Raw genomic sequence first — 20,220 nt, 5'->3', positions numbered from 1 at the left:
GGGCGGAGCGGTCGGTTGCCCGTTCCCTCCGAACCCATACACTGATAATTCTAGTCACTTCGGCATAAGAGCGGCAATGTGGACGACGTTGGACGAGTGAGGTGGCCGGGTCATGCGAGAGCCCCCGTCGGGCCTGTTCCGCTCGTGGTGGCACTCCTACGAGGAGGACCACGAGGATGTGAAGGTCTACCGGCCCGACGACTTCCCCTTCCCACCCGCGCGCGGGCGCCGCGGCATGGAGTTCGCTCCCGACGGCGCCGTCGTCGACCACCCGCTGGGACGCGGGGACGCCCCCGGCGCCGTGCCCGGTCGCTGGCGGCTCGTGTCGGACCGTCACCTCGCGCTCACCTTCGGGGGCGTCCGCCCGGACCGGGAGCTGGAGATCGTACGCTGCGACGAGCAGACGCTCCAGGTGCGGCGGCTGACCTGACGAGAGCGCGCCGCGGGGCCCGTCGGCTGCCCCGGCAACCAACGGGCCCCGCGCGCCACCGCGGCGCTCAGACCTTGAGGGGCTCGCCCTCGCCGTCCCGCGCCGCCGGTCCGGCGACCGCCTGCGGCGTCTCGTCATGCGTGAGGTCCGGCAGCCGGTGCAGCCACTTCGGCAGGTACCAGTTGCGCTCGCCGAGCAGCGCCATCACGGCCGGCAGCAGCACGCCCCGGATGATCGTCGCGTCGATGAGCACCGCGGCCGCGAGGCCGACGCCCATCTGCTTCATGGACTGCATGGACAGCGTCCCGAAGATCGCGAACACGGCGACCATGATGACCGCCGCGCTGGTGACCACCCCGGCCGTGGTGACCACGCCGTGCCGGATCGCGTCCTTCGTCGCCAGGCCCCGCAGCCGCGCCTCACGGATCCGGGAGACCACGAACACGTGGTAGTCCATCGACAGGCCGAACAGGATCACGAAGAGGAACAGCGGCAGCCAGGTGATGATCGCGCCGACACCCTCCGCCCCCACCAGGGACGCCCCCCAGCCGTGCTGGAAGACGGCGACGAGGATGCCGTACGCGGCGCCCACCGACAGCAGGTTCAGCACGATCGACGTGACCGCGATGGTCAGCGAGCGGAACGACAGCAGCATCAGCACGAAGGCGAAGACCACGACGAACGCGAACACCGGCACGACAGCGCCCGCCAACTGGTCGTTGAAGTCCCTGGAACCGGCCACCTGCCCGGTGATGGGCGCCTCGACCCCGTCGACCTTGCCCAGCGTGGCCGGGCGTACCTCGTCACGCAGCTTGTCCAGGCTCGCCCCCGCCTTGTCCTGGTCGGAGCCGCCGACGAGGGGGACGTAGACGAACGCGATGTTCTGCGCGTCGTGCAGCTTGATCTCCACCGGGCCCCGCGAGGCGCCCGAACTGATCGCCCGGTCACGGAAGCCGGCGAGCGCTGACTTCACCTCCGGCGCGTTGATGTCGTCCGCCTTGACGATCACCTCGGCCGGCTCGGACCCGCCCGGGAAGGCCTCGTTGAGCCGGTTGTACGTCTGCACGATGGGCAGCGAGTCGCCGAACTCCTGGTCAAGGGTGAGCTGTTGTGTCTTCATGCCGAGCGCGGGAGCCGAGATGGCCAGCAGCGCCCCGGCCGCGACCACCACCGCGATCACCGGCTTGGCGAGGACGCGGCGCAGCACGGCCGTCCAGAACCGGCTGTCCTGACCGCCGCCGCCCCGCTTGCGCCGGCGCAGGAACGGTATGCGGCCCTTCTCGACGCGCTCGCCCAGCAGCGACAGCAGCGCGGGCAGCACGGTCACGGACCCCACCATCGCCACGGCCACCACCATCAGCGATGCCAGGCCCATCGCCTCGAACTCGGCGAGGCCGGTGAACAGCATGCCCGCCATCGCCACACACACCGTGACACCCGAGACGACGATCGCCCGGCCACTGGTCGCTGCGGCGATCCTGAGGGCCGTCTGCGCGTCCCGGCCGGCCTCGCGCTCCTCGCGCTCGCGGCGCAGGTAGAACAGGCAGTAGTCGACGCCGACGGCCAGACCGACCAGCAGCATCACGGAGTTCGCGGTGTCGCTCATCGGCATCACATGGCTGACGACGCCCATCAGACCCATCGTCGCCATGATCGCGGTGATCGCCAGCAGCACCGGCAGCAGCGCCGCCACCAGCGCGCCGAACGCGATGAGCAGAATGCCGAGGGCCACCGGCGCCGCGGAGTACTCGGCCTTCTTGAAGTCGTCGCCGAACGCGTCGTCGAACGTCTTCATCATGCTGGCGCCGCCGATCTCCTCGATCCGCAACGCCTCGTGGTCCTGCTGGACGCCCTCGACGGCCTGCAGCACCGGCTCGACCCGCTCGCCCGCCGTGTCCGCCTCGCCGCGCATGTCGAACTGCACGAGCGCGCTGCGGCCGTCCTTCGAGATCGTCTTCGTGTCGTACGGCGAGGCCACCTCCGTGACCCGGCCGGTCCCCTCGACGGCCCGCACGACGGCGTCGACGGCGTCCCGGAACTCGGTGTCCGTCGCCTTCAGGCCGCCGCCCTTGGCCTGGATCAGGACGGTCTCACTGGCCGGCTCGTCGATCCCGGCGTCCTCGATGATCCGCGCGGCGGTGTGCGTCTCGCCCTTGAGCTGGTCGCTGTCCTTGACGTCGACCCGGCCCGCTGCCGAACCGAGCCCCATCGCCAGGACGACGAACAGAACCCAGATGCCGACGGCAGCCCATCGGTGCCGGGCGCTCCAGCCGCCGGCCCGGGCGGCGAGGCCCCGCACCCGTATGTCTCCGTTCCCCATGACGGGCTTGCCCCCTCGTGACGCGGCGACGGCCCCCTGCCGCCCCCTTCCGCCTCGAAGGTATGGGCCGAATAAAGCCATCTCGTCGTGCCGTCCGGTGAAGTGGCGGGGCCGGAACTCATCCGCATGGAGCGAACCCCCTCCCCACTGGGGAGGACCCGCAGGGACTGTGGTCCCTTACACCTATCGCGAGACATTTCGGACTCCCCGGGTGTGTGGATCCTGAGCAGACGGTTGTGCGCCGCGAAGACCGGTGAGTAATTTACGGGGCCGGGCAGCTGCCCGCCGCGGTCGTCGTGCCCACCCCCACGGGGCACGACGGCCGCCTTATCGTGAGCGGATGACGACGACATACGCGGCCCTGCTGCGCGGAATCAACGTGGGCGGCAGCAGGAAGGTCCCCATGGCGGACCTGCGCACGCTCCTGGCGGACCTCGGCCACGACGACGTCCGGACACACCTGCAGAGCGGCCAGGCCGTGTTCTCCTCCGGCCGCGGCGGCGAGGAGTCGCTGGCCGGTGAGATCGCGCAGGCCATCGAGAAGCGCTTCGGCTTCGCCGTCGACGTGATCGTGCGCGACCACGCCTATCTGCGGGCGATCGCCGACGCCTGCCCGTTCCCGGCCGCCGACCTGGAGCCCAAGCAGCTCCACGTCACCTACTTCTCCGCGCCCGTCACCCCCGACCGCTTCACGGAGATCGACCAAGGCGCCTACCTCCCCGAGGAGTTCCGCCTCGGCGACCGGGCCCTGTACCTGTACGCCCCGAACGGCCTGGGCCGCTCCAAGCTGGCCGAGCACCTGTCGAAACCGCGCCTCAACAAGGGCATGATCGCCACGACCCGCAACTGGAACACCGTCGTCAAGCTGGTGGAGATGACAGATGTCTGAGCGCAACCCGGCTGTCGAGTCCGCGATGGAGGGCGAACTGGCCCTGCTCACCCCGAAGATCCGCCAGTCGCCCGAGCGGGTCGGGGCGCTGCTCCACCCCGAGTTCCATGAGTTCGGCGCCTCCGGCCGGCACTGGAGCCGGGCCGCCATCATCGCCTCCCTGGCCGCGACCGCCGAGCCCGACGCCCGGCCCGTCGCCGTCTCCGCCCTGCGGGGCGTGCAGCTCGCCCCGGACCTGGTCCACCTCACCTACGACACGGAGTACGACGGCAGCCGCGCACACCGCAGTTCGCTGTGGCGGCGGACGGAAGGCCGCTGGCTGCTCTGGTTCCACCAGGCGACCCCGTTCAGCGAACGGGCAACGTGACCCGGCGGTCCCCCAGGTAGGGCGCGTACGACGTGATCTCGGCCGGCACGGTCAGCCGCGGGTCCGTGAAGAGCCGCGGCCAGTCGTCCTCGGAGCGGGCCCGCGGCGACCGCGTCGGCCGCCGCGAGCCCGTTCCCGCTGAGAGCCGCGCCCTTGCGCAGCCACGGGCCCGGGATCGCTGTACGGCGTCTGCTGCACAGGGAAGTCCTCGTGAATGCCGGGACCCTCGGTCCCGCCCCCGGGGCAAGGTCAACCCGCCTGCCGTTCAGGTGAACGCCTCCGCCACGCCTTCCGTACCTACGGACGGACGGCACGAGAACGGAGTCTCGCGAGAGGATCGCACGGCCAGCGACAGGAGCCCGCAGTCATGAGCGACACGAACCTCGTCTACGCCTACGCGGTCCTGCGCCGCACCCCCGAGGCCGCGGCGGCCGCGGCCCACCTGCGCGGTGTCGCCGGAGAGCCGATCCACCTGGTCACCCCGGCGGTCAGCGGCCCGCAGCTCGCCTTCGCCGTCGGCCACGTCCCGCCCGCCGACTACGACGACGCTCCCCTCCAGGCCCACCTCGACGACCTGGACTGGCTGGAGTCCACGGTCCGCTCCCACCACGCCGTGGTGGCCGCCCTGGTCGCCTCCGGCACCGCCGTGCTCCCCCTGCGCCTGGCCACCGTCTACCGCGACGAGAACAGTGCCCGCGAAGCCCTCGACACCCGCCGCGGCTACTTCCTCTCCCTGCTGGACCGCCTCACAGGCCATGTCGAGCTCGGCGTCAAGATCTACGCCGCCCCGGACATCGTCCCGCCCGACGCCGGCACGGAGCCCGCGCAGGACCCGGTCACCGGCCTCGGGGTCGGCCGCGCCTACCAGGTGATCCGCCGCCGCAGACAGCGCAGGAACGAGGAGGCCTGGCGTACGGTCGCCCAGGCCGCGGCCCGGGTCACCGAAACGGCCGGCGGCCTCGCCGTCGACCGTGTCACCCACACCCCCGAACGCGGCAGCCTGGCGGGCTCGGCCCCCGGCACGAACGTCGCCAACGACGCCTACCTCGTCCCGGCCGACCGCGTGGTCGCCTTCCGCGCGGGAATCCTCGCGGCCGCCCAGGGCGTCCCGGGCCTCCGGGTGGAGATCACCGGCCCATGGGCCCCGTACTCCTTCGCCCTCCAGCCGGAACCACACGAGGAGACGGCCGCGTGACCGTCACCCCGCCCCGCTGACGTCAGGCACTCACAGCCGCGGGCAACGGCGTCCGTGCCGCCTCGTACCGCTCCAGCACCACCCGCGCCACCTCCGGCGCCGGCCCCAGGACGTCCGCCAGGACATCCGCCTCCGCCGCGCCCCGGGCGATGCGGTCCGGGAGGAAACCGGGGGCCAGGACGTACGGGGCCACGGCCACGCGGGAGCAGCCCAGCAGACGGAGTTCGCGGACCGCGTCCTCCGTACGGGGAAGAGATGCGGAGGCGAACGCAGGCCGCACGGCGCACCAGCCGGTGTGCCGCCACTCCCGCGCGATTTCTGCGATCACTGCGATCGCCTCCGGGTCGGTGGACCCCGCCGAGGCCAGGACGACCCCGGTCGAGGACTTGTCGGCGGGGGCCAGGCCCGCCTCGTGCAGACGTCGTTCCAGTGCCGTCAGAAGGAGGGGGGAGGGCCCGAGGACGTCCGCCTGGTGGATGCGCAGCTGCGGGGGCGCGTCCGCGAGGACCGCGGGGATGTCCGCCTTCGCGTGGAACGCCCGGGTGAGGAGGAGCGGCAGGGCGACGACGTCGCGCACGCCCTGCACCGCCAGGGACTCCAGGACTCCCTGCGCCGAGGGGACGTTGAAGTCCAGGAAGCCCGTCTCCACGCGCACGTCGGGGCGCAGCGAGCGCACCCGGCGTACCAGGGCGTGCACCGTCGCGGCATGGCGCGGGTCGCGGCTGCCGTGGGCGATGACGAGGAGGACGGGATTGCTGTTCATGGGCTTCAGCTCTTCACCAGCAGCCCGCGGCTGCGCAGCACCCACCGCTCCAGCGGGCTGAAGATCAGCAGGTCGATGGCGATGCCGACGACGAGGATCAGGAGGATGGCCTCGAAGACCATGGCCATGTCGCTGGCGTTGCGGCCGTTCTCCAGCAGCTGGCCCAGGCCGATGCCGAGGTCGGGGAAGGACGCGATGATCTCGGCGGCCATCAGGGAGCGCCAGGAGAAGGCCCAGCCCTGCTTCAGGCCCGCCACATAGCCGGGCAGGGCGGCGGGGAGCACGATGTGCCAGGTGCCCTTCAGGCCCGTGGCACCGAGCGTGCGGCCCGCGCGCAGGAACAGCGGGGGCACCTGGTCGACGCCGGAGACCAAGCCGTTGGCGATCGACGGGACAGCGCCGAGCAGGATCACCGCGTACATCATCGAGTTGTTCAGACCCAGCCAGATCACCGCCGGCGGCACCCAGGCGACCGACGGCAGGGACTGCAGGCCCGACAGGATGGGGCCGATCGCCGCGCGGATGAACTTCACCCGGGCCACGATCAGGCCCAGCGGCGTGCCGATCAGCAGGGCGAAGCAGAAGCCGAGCAGGCCGCGCGAGACGCTGGTCCAGATGTAGCCGAGCAACTCGCCCTGGAGCCAGGCCGTGTGGACGACGTCCCACACCGCGGACGGCGCGGGCAGCTTGGTCGGGTCGTCGACCACCTTGAACGAGACGAGCGCCTGCCAGACCGCCAGTACCAGCGCGACGGCGAGGACGGGCGGCAGGATCTTCTGGACGAAGGTCTGCCGGAACGGCGTGCGGAGCGTCTGCCGAGACTCCAGCGCGTCGAGGCCCGCCTCCAGCCCGGCGAGATCGCTGCCGTCCTTGGCGACGGTCGTCGAATCAGTGCTGGCCATGACGGCGGATCTCCCCACGCAGTTCTTCGGTGATCTCGACGGACAGCTCCGCCACGGCGGTGTCCTCGATGCGGCGCGGATGCGGAATGTCCACGGTCCACTCGCGTGCGATCCGTCCCGGACGGGAGGACAGCAGCACCACGCGCTGCGCGAGCCGGACCGCCTCGCGCACGTTGTGCGTGACGAACAGGACGGACAGCTGCGTCTCGCGCCAGATGCGAGTCAGCTCGTCGTGCAGCACGTCCCGCGTGATGGCGTCCAGCGCCGCGAACGGCTCGTCCATCAGCAGCAGCTTGCTCTCCTGGGCGAGCGCACGGGCCAGCGCCACACGCTGGCGCATGCCGCCCGACAGCTCGTGCACCCGCTTGCCGTGCGCGCCCTTCAGCCGCACCAGTTCGAGCAGCTCCTCGGCCCGCTCCCGGCGCTCGCCCTTCGGCACACCCCGGAGCTTCAGGGCGAGTTCGATGTTCTTGCCCGCGGTCAGCCACGGGAACAGCGCGTGCTCCTGGAACATCAGCGCCGGGCGGCCGTCCGTGGTGATCTCCCCGACGGTGGGCCGGTCCAGGCCCGCCACCAGGTTGAGCAGGGTGGACTTGCCGCAGCCCGAGGCCCCCAGGAGGGTGACGAACTCCCCGGGCGCGACATCGAGGGTGATGTCGTCCAGCACGAGCTGCTGCCCGGCGGGGCCCGGATACGACTTCGACACGTGGTCGATCCGGGCGGCGTGCGTGGCCGACTCGGTGCCGTCGGCGGCCTTGGCGAGGGTCGTGGCCATGGTCGTCACCTCCTGGGAACTCTTCACAATGCGGCTTCGGGATGCGGGCTTACTTCGCGCCGAGACCGGCGTCGTCGACCGCGGGCTCGCCCTCGGCCTTCAGGACCTTGTTCAGCGGCGCGAGGTCGTAGATGCCCTTCAGGTCCGGCTTCTCGAGCAGCCCCGCTTTCACCGCGTGCTCGGCCTCGGTGCTGAGGGTGGAGGCCAGCGGGTCGTCGGTGAAACGCATCGACTTCCACGCCGGGTCCAGCACCTCGGCCGGCAGCGCCTTGCCGGAGTCCTGCTCCACCTGCTTGTTCGCCGCTTCCTTCGCCGCGTCCGGGTTGGCGTTGATCCACCGGTTGGTCTCGAGCGAACCCTTGAGCACGGCCTCGACGACCTTCGGGTGCTCCTTCAGGAAGTCCTGCCGCACGATGATGTTCGTGATCACGAACTTCTTCTCCGGCCACAGCGACGCCTCGTCGAGCAGCACCCTGCCGCCCTCGGCGACCATCTTGGACGCGGTCGGCTCCGGGACCCACGCACCGTCCACGGAACCGGACTTGTACGCGTCCGGGGTGACCTTGTTGTCGCTTCGGACGACCGTGACGTCACCCTTGCCGCTCATGGGGTCGATCTTCCAGCCCTGCTCCGCGGCCCAGTTGAGGAACGCCACGTCCTGCGTGTTGCCGAGCTGCGGGGTCGCGATCCGCTTGCCCTTGACGTCCTTCAGCGACTTGATCTTGTCCGGGTTCACCACGAGCTTCACCCCGCCGGACGCCGAACCGCCGATGATGCGCAGGTTCTTGCCGTTCGACTTGACGTAGCCGTTGATCGCGGGGGAGGGGCCGATCCAGCCGATGTCGATGGACTGGGAGTTGAGCGCCTCGATCTCCGAGGGGCCCGCGTTGAAGACCGCGGGCTGGACCTCGGTGGCTCCGAGGGCCTTCTGGAAGAAGCCCTTCTGCACGCCCACCAGAGCGGTGCCGTGGGTGAGGTTGCCGAAGTAGCCGATCCTGACGGAGTCGAGGCCGTCGATCTTCTTCGCCCCGGCGGCGACCTGGGCGGTGCCGTCGTCCTTGGCCTGGGAGCCGTAGCCGCAGGCCGCCAGCGTGAGCAGGGGAAGTGCGGCGATGACCGCGAAACCGCGGCGGACGGCGGATGAAACAGGCACGGGAGGTGGTCCTCTCGGAGGCCCGGCGGTCACGGTCCGATCAGGTCGTGGCCGGGAGGTCGGCGGGTTTTCGTCTACGGCGGTGGGGGGTGCGGGCGCGCATGCGGTGCGCGTACGTCAGCGCACACATCGCGCCACTCCGCCCTGCCCGCTGCCGAGAGCACCGCTGCCGACGCGGCCGCCCTCCTTGGCGAACATCGAGAAGAAGCCGGGGGAGGTCATGTCAGAAGTCCCACCCGTCGTCCTCTGACTCGTCCTTGACCGGCTCCGGGGCCGCGAAGGACTCGCCGACCATGCCGGCGGTGAGGGTGGTGCCGTCGTTCGGGTCGATGAGGATGAACGAGCCGGTGCGGCGCGAGTCGGCGTAGGAGTCGACCGGCAGCGGCTCCGCGGTGCGGATCTTCACCCGGCCGATGTCGTTGGCGACGAGCTGTCCCGGGTGCGGGTGCAGGGACAGGTCGTCGAGCGTGAGGCGGGACGGGATGTCCTTGACGATCGCCTTGACCGTGCGGGTGCCGTGCTTGAGGAGGACCCGGTGCCCGACCGTCAGCGGGGCGTCGGCGACATGGCAGACGGTCGCCTCGATGTCCTGCGTGGTCGCGGGCGCGTCCTTGCTCGGCACGATCAGGTCGCCGCGGGAGATGTCGATGTCGTCCTCCAGCAGGAGGGTCACCGACTGCGTCGTCCAGGCCACGTCGACCGGCTCGCCCAGCAGGTCGATGCCGGAGATCCGCGAGGCGCGGCCCGACGGCAGCACCGTGACGGCCTCGCCCACGTGGAAGGAACCGGCCGCGATCTGACCGGCGTAGCCCCGGTAGTCCGGGTGGTCCGTGCTCTGCGGCCGGATCACGTACTGCACGGGCAGCCGGGCGTGGCAGTGGCTCAGGTCGTGCGCGACCGGAACCGTCTCAAGGTGCTCCAGCACGGTCGGGCCGCCGTACCAGTCCATGTTCGCGGACGCTTCCACCACGTTGTCGCCGACGAGCGCGGAGATCGGGATCGCGGTGACCTCGGGGACGCCCAGCTCGGTCGCGTACGCCGTGAACTCCTCGGCGATGCGGGCGAAGACCTTCTCGTCGTAGCCGACGAGGTCCATCTTGTTGACCGCGAGGACCGCGTGCGGCACGCGCAGCAGGGCGGCGATGGCCGCGTGCCGGCGGGTCTGCTCGACGACGCCGTTGCGGGCGTCGACCAGGATCACCGTCAGCTCGGCGGTGGAGGCGCCGGTCACCATGTTGCGCGTGTACTGCACATGGCCGGGGGTGTCGGCGAGGATGAACCGCCGCCGGGGCGTGGCGAAGTAGCGGTACGCCACGTCGATGGTGATGCCCTGCTCCCGTTCGGCCCGCAGGCCGTCCGTCAGCAGCGCGAGGTCCGGGGCCTCCTGGCCGCGGCTCGCGGAGACGCGCTCCACGGCCTCCAGCTGGTCGGTGAGGACCGACTTGGAGTCGTGCAGCAGCCGCCCGACGAGGGTGGACTTGCCGTCGTCGACGGAGCCCGCGGTGGCGAACCGCAGCAGCGTGGTCTCCGAGAGTTCCTCGGTCGTGATGGTGCTCATCTCTAGAAGTACCCCTCGCGCTTGCGGTCTTCCATCGCGGCCTCGGACATCTTGTCGTCGGCGCGGGTGGCGCCGCGTTCGGTGAGCCGGGAGGCGGCGATCTCCAGGATCACCTTCTCGATGGTGTCGGCGCCGGAGTCCACCGCGCCGGTGCAGGACATGTCACCCACGGTCCGGTAGCGCACGAGCCGCTTCTCGACGGTCTCGCCGTCCTTCGGCCCGCCCCACTCGCCGGCGGTCAGCCACATGCCGCTGCGGGAGAACACCTCGCGCTCGTGCGCGTAGTAGATCTCCGGCAGCTCGATGCCCTCGCGGGCGATGTACTGCCACACGTCCAGCTCGGTCCAGTTGGACAGCGGGAAGACGCGGACGTGCTCACCGGGCGCGTGCCGGCCGTTGTACAGGTTCCACAGTTCCGGGCGCTGCCGGCGCGGGTCCCACTGGGAGAACTCGTCGCGCAGGGAGAACACCCGCTCCTTGGCCCGGGCCTTCTCCTCGTCGCGGCGGCCGCCGCCGAAGACGGCGTCGAACTTCTCCGCCTGGATCTTCTCGGTCAGCGGCAGCGTCTGCAGCGGGTTGCGGGTGCCGTCCGGGCGCTCCTTGAGGACGCCGCGGTCGATGTAGTCCTGCACGGAGGCGACGTGCAGCCGCAGCCCGTGCTTCTCGACCGTGCGGTCGCGGTAGTCGAGGACCTCCGGGAAGTTGTGCCCGGTGTCCACGTGCAGCAGCGAGAAGGGCACCGACGCCGGCCGGAAGGCCTTCAGCGCCAGATGCAGCATGACGATGGAGTCCTTGCCGCCGGAGAAGAGGATCACCGGCCGCTCGAACTCGCCCGCCACCTCGCGGAAGATGTGCACCGCCTCGGACTCGAGGGCGTCGAGGTGCGACAGCGCGTACGGGCTGTCGGTCTCCTCGGACACGGTGGCGGCGGTCGTCATGCTGCGCCCCTTTCGTTCGCTTCTCCGCCCGCGCGGCGCAGCGGTGCGGCCATCGTCGTCGTCTGCGGCTGAGCGGCCGCGCGTGCGTCGCTCACAGGAGTCCCCTTTCGCTGAGCAGGGCGTGCACCGACGCCGCGGACTCCTGCACGGTCTGGTTCTGCGACTCGATGCGCAGATCGGGCGACTCGGGTGCCTCGTACGGGTCGTCGACGCCGGTGAGCCCGGTGAGCTCGCCCGCGGCCTGCTTGGCGTACAGGCCCTTCACGTCCCGCTCGCTGCACACCTCGACGGGCGTGGCGACATGCACCTCGACATACGCGGTGCCGTTCGCCTGGTGGCGCTTGCGCACCGCCTCCCGGCTGTCCTGGTAGGGCGCGATGACCGGGACGAGGGCCAGCACGCCGTTGCGGGCGAGCAGTTCGGCGACGAAGCCGATGCGCTGCACGTTGGTGTGCCGGTCCTCGCGGCTGAAGCCGAGGCCCGCGGAGATGAACTCGCGGATCTCGTCGCCGTCGAGCACCTCGACCCGGTGGCCCTCCGCGCGGAGCCGGCCGGCCAGCTCGTAGGCGATGGTGGTCTTGCCCGCGCTCGGCAGACCCGTGAGCCAGACGGTGGCTCCGGTCGTCACGTCACTCTCCTGAATCGTCGTCGTCATCCGTGCAGCCCGCACTCGGTCTTGCTGCGGCCCGCCCAGCGGCCGGCGCGGGCGTCCTCGCCCTCCAGGACCCGGCGGGTGCAGGGGGCGCAGCCGACGGAGGCGTAGCCGTCCATCAGCAGCGGGTTCGTCAGGACACCGTGCTCGGTGACGTACGCGTCCACGTCGTCCTGGGTCCAGCGGGCGATCGGCGAGATCTTGACCTTCTGCCGCTTCTCGTCCCAGCCGACCACCGGGGTGTTCGCCCGGGTCGGGGACTCGTCGCGGCGCAGGCCGGTCGCCCAGGCCTGGTAGTCCTTCAGGCCCTGCTCCAGCGGCTGCACCTTGCGCAGCTTGCAGCACAGGTCGGGGTCGCGGTCGTGCAGCTTCGGGCCGTACTCGGCATCCTGCTCGGCGACCGTCTGGCGCGGGGTGAGCGTGACGAGGTTGACGTCCATCACGGCCTCGACCGCGTCGCGGGTGCCGATCGTCTCCTCGAAGTGGTAGCCGGTGTCGAGGAAGACGACGTCGACGCCGGGCATGGCGCGGGCGGCGAGGTGGGCCACCACCGCGTCCTCCATCGAGGAGGTCACGCAGAAGCGCTTGCCGAACGTCTCGGCCGCCCACTGGAGGATCTCCAGCGCGGAGGCGTCCTCCAGGTCGCGGCCCGCCTGCTCGGCGAGCTTCCGCAGATCCTCGGCGGTGCGCTCTTCCTGAACGGTCGTCATATCTGTGCCCCTCCGGAATCGGATCGCCTCAGCCCCTGGGACAGCAGCCCCAGGAACTTCAGCTGAAAGGCCCGGCTGCACGCCGCGCATTCCCACGCGCCGTGCCCCTCCTCGCTCGGCCGCAGGTCCTCGTCGCCGCAGTACGGGCAGTAGAACGGGGCCATTCGCTCGCTCACGACAGGGCCTCCTCGCCGGCCCGCGCCGCCCACGCGGCGAACCGCTCGCCGTTCTCACGCTCGGCCTGGAACCGCTTCAGGACGCGCTCGATGTAGTCCGGCAGTTCGTCGGAGGTGACCTTCAGGCCACGCACCTTGCGGCCGAAGCCGGCCTCCAGGCCCAGGGCGCCGCCCAGGTGCACCTGGTAGCCCTCGACCTGCTCGCCCTGGTCGTTGAGCATGAGCTGGCCCTTGAGACCGATGTCCGCGACCTGGATACGGGCGCAGGCGTTCGGGCAGCCGTTGAGGTTGATGGTGAGCGGCTCGTCGAAGTCCGGCAGACGGCGCTCCAGTTCGTCGATCAGCTGCGCACCGCGCTGCTTGGTCTCGACGATGGCGAGCTTGCAGAACTCGATGCCGGTGCAGGCCATGGTGCCGCGCCGGAACGAGGAGGGCCGGGCGGTCAGGTCGAGCGCCTCGAGGGCCTCGACGAGCGACTCGACCTGGTTCTCCTCGACGTCGAGGACGATCATCTTCTGCTCGACGGTGGTGCGCACCCGGCCCGAGCCGTGGGCCTCCGCGACGTCGGCGATCTTCGTGATCGTCGCGCCGTCGACGCGTCCCACGCGCGGGGCGAAGCCGACGTAGAACCGGCCGTCCTTCTGCCGGTGCACACCGATGTGGTCGCGCCACAGCTGGGACGGCTGCTCCGGGGCGGGCCCGTCCACCAGCTTGCGCTTGAGGTACTCGTCCTCCAGGACCTGGCGGAACTTCTCGGCGCCCCAGTCCGCGACGAGGAACTTCAGGCGGGCGCGGGTGCGCAGCCGGCGGTAGCCGTAGTCGCGGAAGATCGAGATGACGCCCTCGTAGACGTCCGGGACGTCGTCGATCGACACCCAGGCGCCCAGGCGCACGCCCAGCTTGGGGTTGGTGGACAGGCCGCCGCCGACCCACACGTCGAAACCGGGGCCGTGCTCGGGGTGCTCCACGCCGACGAACGCGACGTCGTTGATCTCGTGCACCACGTCCAGCACCGGCGAGCCCGAGATCGCGGTCTTGAACTTGCGGGGGAGGTTCGAGTACGCCGGGTTGTTCAGCACGCGGCGTTTCATCTCCTCCAGGGCCGGAGTGGCGTCGATGATCTCGTCCTCGGCGATGCCCGCCACCGGCGAGCCGATCATCACACGCGGGGTGTCGCCGCAGGCGGTGACCGTCGACAGGCCCACGCCCTCCAGCCGGTTCCAGATCTCGGGCACGTCCTCGATCCGGATCCAGTGGTACTGGACGTTCTGCCGGTCCGTGATGTCGGCCGTGCCGCGCGCGAACTCCTGCGAGATCTCGCCGATGACCCGCAGCTGCCGCGTGGTCAGCGCCCCGCCGTCGATCCGGACGCGCAGCATGAAGTACTCGTCGTCCAGCTCCTCCGGCTCCAGGACGGCCGTCTTGCCGCCGTCGATGCCGGGCTTGCGCTGGGTGTACAGACCCCACCAGCGCATGCGGCCGCGCAGGTCGTTGGGGTCGATCGAGTCGAAGCCCCGCTTGGAGTAGATCGTCTCAATGCGTGTCCGCACATTGAGACCGTCGTCGTCCTTCTTGAACTGCTCGTTGCCGTTCAGCGGGGTGAAGTGCCCCGCGGCCCACTGGCCTTCACCGCGGTGACGGCTCACCTTGCGGCGTGGAGTCGCGGCGGCAGGCTTCTGCGGGGTGGCGGCCATGGTTGATACGTCCTTCGGACAGGCGGGAATGCGGCTCTGACCTGCGCGTGCGCGCATGGGCATACATGCGCGTCATTGCGCGGGAAAGGAAAGGAGAAGGGGGATGTCGGGCGCGGGCTGAGTACGCTCAGTGCGCCGGACAGATGGCGCTGGACATGCGGCCGAGGTCGACGTGCCGCCGACTCACCAAGGCAATTCCAGTTCCAGACATGACGGAAGCGTGTCACGGCGATCTGGACAGAGTCCAGCTTCGTCCAAGATGCGGACACCCTTGTCTCGCAGAGCAAGACAAGGGTGGTGTTGGTCACACCGGGGGGCGCTCGAGGTGTCCGTCCAGGTCAGACAGGGAATGCCCCAGGCCACGGTCCCGGAGCGGCGGACTTCGCCTCCTCCTCGACCTTGGTGTCGAACAGCTTGAAGCCGCGCCGCTGGTAGTTGTCCATCGCGTGCTCGCCATCCTTGCTGCAGGTGTGCAGCCAGACCCGCTTCGTCGGCGCCAGTCCCGCCCAGCGGTCCGCGAGGTCCCAGGCCCGGGCGGTGCCGTACGACAGCAGGTGCCCGCCGATGCGGCGGCCCCGGAAGGCGGGGAGCAGCCCGAAGTAGACGATCTCCACGACCGCGTCGTCCTGCGCCTCCAGCTCCACGTACCCCGCGGGCGTGCCCCGGTCGTACGCCACCCACGTCTCCACCCCGGGCCGCTCCAGGTGCTCCACCCACCGCGCGTACGACCAGCCGAGCCGGTCCGTCCAGCGGATGTCGCCGCCCACCGACGCGTACAGGAACCGGCTGAACTCGGGCGAGGGCACCTCGGAGCGGACGACCCGGACGTCCCCGTCCGGCGCGACCGCCGGCAGCAGGTCGGTCGGGGCGGTCTGCTCCAGAGACCAGGTGGTCACGGCGATGGTGGTCATGCGGGCCAGAAAATCATCTGACCTACATGTCTGTCGATCGGCCTCGTGCTCCGGGGGCCGGCGCCGGTCAGCCCAGCGCCCTGTCGATGGACGTCAGCGGCAGCGCGAACAGCATCCGCCCCGACTGGGACCAGACCTCGCCGGTCTCCTCCCAGTAGGACAGGGAACCCGATCCGCCGCTCCAGCAGTGCCGCGTCTCGTCCGTGCCGCACTCCGTCGCCCGCGCGCCGTCCGTGTCCTGGCGCCACAGGGTCCCGTGTCCGCCCGGGCTGCCCGCCGCGCGGTCCAGGTACCAGCCCGAACGGCGGGCCAGCACGCCCCGCACGTCGGCCGTCTTCGTCTCGTACGCCTCGACCGGGGCCGCCTCGCCGGCGGAGTCGGTGGTGAGCAGGCCGGAGCGGGCCGGGTCCCGGCTCAGCGCGTAGCGCCACAGCCGGGTGCGCCGGTCGCCGTCCGCCGGCACCCACTCGCCCGCGACCAGACTGTCGGGGGAGGTGCTGCGGTCCAGGGAGACGGTGGCCGGACGGGACGCGTCGTCCCCGCCGGGCAGGGTGTACGAGCCGACGGCCGGCAGCACGAACCGGTTTCCGTGCGCCGCCCAGCCGCCCCGCACCCGGCCGACCGCGTCGGACTCGACGGTGGCGCGCTGGATGCGGTCCATGTCGTACACGTACAGCGCGTCCCGGTCGCCCTCGCGGGTCGTCACCAGCAGCTTGTCCTGGTACCAGACCATGCCGGACAGCGGGGAGACCAGCCCCCGGTAGTCTCGCCCGCCGTCCACCGGGACGGCCAGCAGGGCCCACGTGTAGCGGAGCGCGCCGGGGTCGTTGGCGTCGACGAAGGCGACCTTGGCGAGGCCCTGCCCGGGGGCGGGGCCGTCCATGGAGCCGCCCTCGGCGCCCCGGGTCCAGCCGGAAAGGATCACGCGGTTGCCGCCCCAGCGGCCGTCGTCGTCCGCGTCGCCCGAGGTCGTGACCGCGCCGGCCCGCCAGCCCCGGGTGTCGGAGCCGCCGAAGCAGTACGCGCGCGTGGCCGCCGGCTCGACCGGCAGGGTGTGCTTCTCGGCGGTCGAGCAGCCGGCCGCGTCCCGCAGAGGGAGGTCGGCGTTCTCCAGCACCGTGCCGACGCCGACCGGCCGGCCCATCTCCGACGCGAGCCGGTCCAGCCACCGTCCGGGCACCCGGCGCTCGGCCAGCGGAAGCCGCCCGGACCCGTCGGACACGGCGACCGGCTTCAGAGCCCCGGGGGCGTCGGCGACGGTGGCCTGCGAGGCGCTGATCACAGTGGCGGCGGCGGTGAGCGCGAGAGCCGTCCCGGCCAGGGTCGCGCGCAGCACCCTGCCCCGCCTGCGTCGCCGGTGTCTGCCGCGATGCTTCATAACGTCCTCCCGAGTCGGACCAACTGCGCCTGTTGATCCGTACGTTGACGGAGGAGCAGGTGGGGCGGTCCGTAAGGGGATGCTACGGCAGGTGAGCGCTGCGGGGGACGAAGACCCCGCAAATATGCGAAAGATGCACCCCTCGGGGCGGCTCGCACGGCACTCGCGGTGAACCTCAGGGCGCCGGTGCGGGCCTGCGCTGCCTGCTTACCGCCGGCGCGGTCGAGTGCGGCAGCAGATCCCGCGGGTCGTCCGGCAGCAGCACCTCGACCTCGGCGTTCTCGGCGAACCGGTACGGCCGGTGCTCCAGGAACGCCCCCAGATAGCGGCGTACCCGCGACATCTCGGCACGCACCGTCACCGTGCGGGCGGGGTCGCCGAACACGTCCCCGGCCAGGCCCGAGGCGCTGCGGCCGGAGCGGTGGACGGCGAGGAGATACAGCAACTCCGCGTGCCGCGGGCTCAGTTCCCGGGTGAAGGAGCCCGCCCCGCCGAGCACCTCCACCGACCAGCGCCGGGTCTGCCTGAGATCCAGCACGATCCTGGCCGGGCCGCGCGGCACCGGGTCGTCGTCGGCCGCCCGCACCAGCCAGCCCCCGGCCAGCGGTTCCACCGAGCACAACCCGAGCGCCGGCAGCCATCTCGGGCCCGCCGACAGCGACTTGGGCAGGGCCACACGCCGCGCGTACGGCATCCCGCTGACCGCGGCCGTCCAGCCGTCCGGGTCGACGACCACGGCACGGCCGCCGATCCGGGCCAGCACCGGCGCGGCCACCGCGCGCAGCCGCTCCAGCGACTCCGCGTGCATCTCCCGCAGCCGGGCCTCGGCGAGTCTGGCCACCGAGCCCACCCAGGCGAGCGTGGCCGGGTGCATCGTCTCCAGCGGACCGCTCACGTCCACCACCCCGAGCAGCCGGCCGTCCCGTGGATCCACCAGGGGAGCGCCCGCACAGGTCCAGCCGGCCTGGGAGCGCACGAAGTGCTCGGAGGCGAAGACCTGCACGGGCCTGCGCACCACCGCCGGAGTGCCCAGACCGTTCGTGCCCACCACGTCCTCACGCCAGTCCGCGCCGAGTTCGAAGCCGAGCCCGTCGGCCTTGCGCAGCACCGGCGGGCTGCCCTCGCGCCACAGCACCCGGCCGTCCTCGTCGGCCACCACCATGATGTGGTGGGCGACGTCCGCGGCCGCCAGCAGTCCCTCCCGCAGCACCGGGAGCACATGGCGCAATACCGATGTCTCGCGCCGCCGCTGCACCTCCTCGCGGGACAGCGGATCCGCCCGGACGTCGCGGTCCGGGTCGACGCCGCTGCGCAGCATCCGCTCCCAGGACCGCTCGATCACCGGACGCGGCGCCACCGGAGCGGGCTGCCCGGCCAGCCGGGCCGAGCGGACCTCACTGAGGACCCGGGCCGCGCGCGTGCTGTCGACGGCGGCCAAGTGCGTGACGTCCATACGCGTGCGCCCCCCGGAGTCGCTTTTGACTGTGCGTCTCATAGTGCCGTCTGCTCCCCGGGCGCGCGTGCAGTCCGCAGCAAGTTGCAACCCCCTGCAACCCTGGTGGACAGCCCGGCCGTGTCCGAAACTTGAGCGGCGCCGTCCCGAGCGGCGTTCAGTGGCTCGAACGGGCCAGTGCGGCGGGGGTGGTGCCGTGTCGGCGCAGCACCACCCCCGCTTTCCGCGTGGGCGCAGGACTACGGGGAAGAGACGGACCGGATCAGGACACCGGCCGGGCCCGCTCCACCACCGACGCCAGGTCCAGCGTGTGCGGCAGCGTCCCGAACACGGCGCCCCCGTCGACGCCGAGCCGCCCCGCGCAGAACGCGTCGGCGACCTCCGGTGGCGCGAAACGGACCAGCAACGAGCCCTGGAGCACCAGCGCGATCCGCTCCGCCAGCCGCCGCGCCCGCCCCTCCACGCCTTCCAGGTCGGCGAGTTCGGTCAGAAGGTTCTTGATGGCGGCGTCGAGGCGGTGATCGGCACCGCGCGACTGCCCGACCTCCCGCAGATACGCGTCCAGCGCGCCCGGCTCCCGCTGCAACGCCCGCAGCACGTCCAGCGCCTGGACGTTGCCCGCGCCCTCCCAGACCGAGTTCAGCGGCGACTCGCGCACCAGCCGGGGCATCCCGGACTCCTCCACGTACCCGTTGCCGCCGAGGCACTCCGCCGCCTCCACCGCGACGGGCGGGCACCGCTTGGTCACCCAGTACTTGGCGGCCGGCACCGCGATCCGCAGCAGCGCCCGCTCCTGCTCGCCGCCGTCGTCACAGGCCGCAGCGAGCCGCAGCGCCAGGGTCGTCGCCGCCTCCGACTCGATCGCGAGATCGGCCAGGACGTTGCGCATCAGCGGCTTGTCGACGAGCTTTCCGCCGAACGCCTCGCGGTACGTGCAGTGGTGCACCGCCTGCGCCACGGCCTGCCGCATCAGCCCCGCCGAGCCGAGCACGCAGTCGAGCCGGGTCGCCGCGACCATCTCGATGATGGTGCGCACCCCGCGCCCCTCCTCGCCGACCCGGCGCGCCCAGGTCCCGTCGAACTCGACCTCGGCGGAGGCGTTGGACCGGTTGCCCAGCTTGTCCTTGAGCCGCTGGATCCGGAACACGTTGCGCGTGCCGTCCTGGAGCACCCGCGGCACCAGGAAGCAGGTCAGCCCGCCCGGAGCCTGCGCCAGCACCAGGAAGCCGTCGGACATGGGCGCCGAGCAGAACCACTTGTGCCCGGTCAGCTCGTACGTCCCGTCCTCTGCGAGCGGCCGCGCGGACGTGGTGTTCGCCCGGACGTCGCTGCCGCCCTGCTTCTCCGTCATGCCCATCCCGAACAGCGCCCCGGCCTTGAGGTGCGCGGGCCGCAGCTCACGGTCGTAGACCATGGACGTCAGCCGCGGTTCCCACTCGGCGGCCAGGTCCGGGTCGGTGCGCAGGGCGGGCACCGCCGCGTGCGTCATCGACAGCGGGCAGCCGTTGCCGGCCTCGACCTGCGTCCACACCAGGAAGGCGGCGGCCCGCCGCAGGTGCCCGGCCGGCCGGCCCCACGCCGCCGTCAGACCGGCCGAGACGCCCTTGCCGAGCAGCCGGTGCCAGGAGGGGTGGAACTCGACCTCGTCGGCGCGGTCACCGTACCGGTCGTGCGTCAGCAGCCGCGGCGGGTTCTCGTTGGCCAGCCTCCCCCACTCCTGCACCTGGGCCGAGCCGGAGGTCCGGCCGAGTGCCGCCAGCTCGCCGAGGACCTCCTCGCGCAGGTCCGGATCGAGATGCCGGCCGACCGCGGCGGCCAGGGCCCGGTCGGCGGAGAAGACGTCGTAGCCGACCAGCGGCGGGACCTGGTTCGTCACGGTGTGGGTGCTGCCTGCCATGCTGCGAAAGTACCCCGCCGCGGCACCTTGGCACCCGGCGGACCCGGCCCGGTCCGCGA

Annotated in this window: 20 protein-coding genes; 4 read left to right on the top strand and 16 right to left on the bottom strand. The window is 71.6% G+C overall.

Annotated features, from left to right (window positions below):
* Positions 1 to 112: 112 nt before the first annotated feature.
* On the top strand, positions 113 to 430 hold the full coding sequence (locus ACFU3E_RS09090) for a hypothetical protein (RefSeq protein WP_384154194.1): 318 nt from the start codon (positions 113 to 115) through the stop codon (positions 428 to 430).
* 67 nt (positions 431 to 497) lie between these two features.
* Here the strand turns inward: ACFU3E_RS09090 and ACFU3E_RS09085 are convergent, their stop codons facing one another.
* Complete coding sequence (locus ACFU3E_RS09085) at positions 498 to 2,750, bottom strand: MMPL family transporter (protein WP_384154192.1); 2,253 nt, start codon at positions 2,748 to 2,750, stop codon at positions 498 to 500.
* Positions 2,751 to 3,090: 340 nt separating this feature from the next.
* Here ACFU3E_RS09085 and ACFU3E_RS09080 point away from each other — a divergent pair, with 340 nt between their 5' ends.
* From ACFU3E_RS09080 to ACFU3E_RS09070, 3 genes are all read left to right on the top strand, one after another.
* Positions 3,091 to 3,639 carry a DUF1697 domain-containing protein gene (locus ACFU3E_RS09080; protein ID WP_384154190.1) on the top strand — a complete coding sequence of 183 codons (549 nt, stop codon included), beginning with the start codon at positions 3,091 to 3,093 and terminating at the stop codon, positions 3,637 to 3,639.
* On the top strand, positions 3,632 to 4,006 hold the full coding sequence (locus ACFU3E_RS09075) for a DUF4440 domain-containing protein (protein ID WP_384154188.1): 375 nt from the start codon (positions 3,632 to 3,634) through the stop codon (positions 4,004 to 4,006). Before ACFU3E_RS09080 ends, ACFU3E_RS09075 begins: the two co-directional genes overlap by 8 nt.
* A gap of 367 nt (positions 4,007 to 4,373) precedes the next feature.
* Positions 4,374 to 5,201, top strand: coding sequence for a GvpL/GvpF family gas vesicle protein (locus ACFU3E_RS09070; RefSeq protein WP_384154186.1), 828 nt, complete (start codon positions 4,374 to 4,376; stop codon positions 5,199 to 5,201).
* Between the two features lie 22 nt (positions 5,202 to 5,223).
* Here the strand turns inward: ACFU3E_RS09070 and ACFU3E_RS09065 are convergent, their stop codons facing one another.
* From ACFU3E_RS09065 to ACFU3E_RS08995, 15 genes are all read right to left on the bottom strand, one after another.
* The gene (locus tag ACFU3E_RS09065) at positions 5,224 to 5,964 is read right to left on the bottom strand and encodes a sirohydrochlorin chelatase (protein ID WP_384154184.1); all 741 of its coding nucleotides are present in this window, start codon (positions 5,962 to 5,964) and stop codon (positions 5,224 to 5,226) included.
* 5 nt (positions 5,965 to 5,969) lie between these two features.
* Positions 5,970 to 6,866 carry an ABC transporter permease gene (locus tag ACFU3E_RS09060; RefSeq protein WP_384154182.1) on the bottom strand — a complete coding sequence of 299 codons (897 nt, stop codon included), beginning with the start codon at positions 6,864 to 6,866 and terminating at the stop codon, positions 5,970 to 5,972.
* Positions 6,853 to 7,641, bottom strand: a complete 789-nt coding sequence (locus ACFU3E_RS09055) for an ABC transporter ATP-binding protein (protein WP_384154180.1) — start codon at positions 7,639 to 7,641, stop codon at positions 6,853 to 6,855. Before ACFU3E_RS09055 ends, ACFU3E_RS09060 begins: the two co-directional genes overlap by 14 nt.
* A gap of 49 nt (positions 7,642 to 7,690) precedes the next feature.
* A complete protein-coding gene (locus tag ACFU3E_RS09050; protein WP_384154178.1) occupies positions 7,691 to 8,794 on the bottom strand; it encodes an aliphatic sulfonate ABC transporter substrate-binding protein in 1,104 nt (367 codons plus the stop codon).
* Between the two features lie 223 nt (positions 8,795 to 9,017).
* Positions 9,018 to 10,352 carry a sulfate adenylyltransferase subunit 1 gene (locus ACFU3E_RS09045; RefSeq protein ID WP_384154176.1) on the bottom strand — a complete coding sequence of 445 codons (1,335 nt, stop codon included), beginning with the start codon at positions 10,350 to 10,352 and terminating at the stop codon, positions 9,018 to 9,020.
* A 2-nt stretch (positions 10,353 to 10,354) separates the two neighbouring features.
* Positions 10,355 to 11,290 carry a sulfate adenylyltransferase subunit CysD gene (gene cysD, locus ACFU3E_RS09040; RefSeq protein ID WP_384154174.1) on the bottom strand — a complete coding sequence of 312 codons (936 nt, stop codon included), beginning with the start codon at positions 11,288 to 11,290 and terminating at the stop codon, positions 10,355 to 10,357.
* A 91-nt stretch (positions 11,291 to 11,381) separates the two neighbouring features.
* Entirely contained in the window at positions 11,382 to 11,945 is a 564-nt protein-coding gene (gene cysC, locus ACFU3E_RS09035; RefSeq protein WP_384154172.1) for an adenylyl-sulfate kinase, read from the bottom strand.
* Positions 11,942 to 12,652: a phosphoadenylyl-sulfate reductase gene (locus tag ACFU3E_RS09030; RefSeq protein ID WP_384154170.1), complete on the bottom strand. Its 711-nt coding sequence runs from the start codon at positions 12,650 to 12,652 to the stop codon at positions 11,942 to 11,944. Before ACFU3E_RS09030 ends, cysC begins: the two co-directional genes overlap by 4 nt.
* Entirely contained in the window at positions 12,649 to 12,828 is a 180-nt protein-coding gene (locus ACFU3E_RS09025) for a hypothetical protein (protein WP_384154168.1), read from the bottom strand. The genes ACFU3E_RS09030 and ACFU3E_RS09025 overlap by 4 nt, the downstream gene beginning before the upstream one ends.
* Entirely contained in the window at positions 12,825 to 14,522 is a 1,698-nt protein-coding gene (locus ACFU3E_RS09020; RefSeq protein WP_384154166.1) for a nitrite/sulfite reductase, read from the bottom strand. Before ACFU3E_RS09020 ends, ACFU3E_RS09025 begins: the two co-directional genes overlap by 4 nt.
* Positions 14,523 to 14,649: 127 nt before the next feature.
* Positions 14,650 to 14,733, bottom strand: coding sequence for a putative leader peptide (locus ACFU3E_RS09015; protein WP_311241247.1), 84 nt, complete (start codon positions 14,731 to 14,733; stop codon positions 14,650 to 14,652).
* A gap of 127 nt (positions 14,734 to 14,860) precedes the next feature.
* Complete coding sequence (locus ACFU3E_RS09010; RefSeq protein ID WP_384154163.1) at positions 14,861 to 15,433, bottom strand: GNAT family N-acetyltransferase; 573 nt, start codon at positions 15,431 to 15,433, stop codon at positions 14,861 to 14,863.
* A gap of 67 nt (positions 15,434 to 15,500) precedes the next feature.
* A complete protein-coding gene (locus ACFU3E_RS09005) occupies positions 15,501 to 16,811 on the bottom strand; it encodes a hypothetical protein (protein WP_384154161.1) in 1,311 nt (436 codons plus the stop codon).
* A gap of 175 nt (positions 16,812 to 16,986) precedes the next feature.
* Complete coding sequence (locus ACFU3E_RS09000) at positions 16,987 to 18,264, bottom strand: GAF domain-containing protein (protein ID WP_384154159.1); 1,278 nt, start codon at positions 18,262 to 18,264, stop codon at positions 16,987 to 16,989.
* Between the two features lie 262 nt (positions 18,265 to 18,526).
* Entirely contained in the window at positions 18,527 to 20,161 is a 1,635-nt protein-coding gene (locus tag ACFU3E_RS08995; RefSeq protein WP_384154156.1) for an acyl-CoA dehydrogenase family protein, read from the bottom strand.
* Positions 20,162 to 20,220 lie beyond the last annotated feature (59 nt).

Source organism: Streptomyces sp. NPDC057424 (genome assembly GCF_042803315.1).
In the GTDB taxonomy this organism is placed as follows: Bacteria; Actinomycetota; Actinomycetes; order Streptomycetales; family Streptomycetaceae; genus Streptomyces.
Note: the sequence above shows the minus strand (reverse complement) of the source record. Positions and strands in the feature narration are given on the sequence as shown.

What these genes read in the sequence shown, in the direction of transcription:
- ACFU3E_RS09090 (WP_384154194.1), top strand. Translation starts at nt 113, where the DNA reads ATGCGAGAGCCCCCGTCGGGCCTGTTCCGCTCGTGGTGGCACTCCTAC.
- ACFU3E_RS09085 (WP_384154192.1), bottom strand. Translation starts at nt 2,750, where the DNA reads ATGGGGAACGGAGACATACGGGTGCGGGGCCTCGCCGCCCGGGCCGGC.
- ACFU3E_RS09080 (WP_384154190.1), top strand. Translation starts at nt 3,091, where the DNA reads ATGACGACGACATACGCGGCCCTGCTGCGCGGAATCAACGTGGGCGGC.
- ACFU3E_RS09075 (WP_384154188.1), top strand. Translation starts at nt 3,632, where the DNA reads ATGTCTGAGCGCAACCCGGCTGTCGAGTCCGCGATGGAGGGCGAACTG.
- ACFU3E_RS09070 (WP_384154186.1), top strand. Translation starts at nt 4,374, where the DNA reads ATGAGCGACACGAACCTCGTCTACGCCTACGCGGTCCTGCGCCGCACC.
- ACFU3E_RS09065 (WP_384154184.1), bottom strand. Translation starts at nt 5,964, where the DNA reads ATGAACAGCAATCCCGTCCTCCTCGTCATCGCCCACGGCAGCCGCGAC.
- ACFU3E_RS09060 (WP_384154182.1), bottom strand. Translation starts at nt 6,866, where the DNA reads ATGGCCAGCACTGATTCGACGACCGTCGCCAAGGACGGCAGCGATCTC.
- ACFU3E_RS09055 (WP_384154180.1), bottom strand. Translation starts at nt 7,641, where the DNA reads ATGGCCACGACCCTCGCCAAGGCCGCCGACGGCACCGAGTCGGCCACG.
- ACFU3E_RS09045 (WP_384154176.1), bottom strand. Translation starts at nt 10,352, where the DNA reads ATGAGCACCATCACGACCGAGGAACTCTCGGAGACCACGCTGCTGCGG.
- cysD (WP_384154174.1), bottom strand. Translation starts at nt 11,290, where the DNA reads ATGACGACCGCCGCCACCGTGTCCGAGGAGACCGACAGCCCGTACGCG.
- cysC (WP_384154172.1), bottom strand. Translation starts at nt 11,945, where the DNA reads ATGACGACGACGATTCAGGAGAGTGACGTGACGACCGGAGCCACCGTC.
- ACFU3E_RS09030 (WP_384154170.1), bottom strand. Translation starts at nt 12,652, where the DNA reads ATGACGACCGTTCAGGAAGAGCGCACCGCCGAGGATCTGCGGAAGCTC.
- ACFU3E_RS09020 (WP_384154166.1), bottom strand. Translation starts at nt 14,522, where the DNA reads ATGGCCGCCACCCCGCAGAAGCCTGCCGCCGCGACTCCACGCCGCAAG.
- ACFU3E_RS09015 (WP_311241247.1), bottom strand. Translation starts at nt 14,733, where the DNA reads ATGTCTGGAACTGGAATTGCCTTGGTGAGTCGGCGGCACGTCGACCTC.
- ACFU3E_RS09010 (WP_384154163.1), bottom strand. Translation starts at nt 15,433, where the DNA reads ATGACCACCATCGCCGTGACCACCTGGTCTCTGGAGCAGACCGCCCCG.
- ACFU3E_RS09005 (WP_384154161.1), bottom strand. Translation starts at nt 16,811, where the DNA reads ATGAAGCATCGCGGCAGACACCGGCGACGCAGGCGGGGCAGGGTGCTG.
- ACFU3E_RS09000 (WP_384154159.1), bottom strand. Translation starts at nt 18,264, where the DNA reads ATGGACGTCACGCACTTGGCCGCCGTCGACAGCACGCGCGCGGCCCGG.
- ACFU3E_RS08995 (WP_384154156.1), bottom strand. Translation starts at nt 20,161, where the DNA reads ATGGCAGGCAGCACCCACACCGTGACGAACCAGGTCCCGCCGCTGGTC.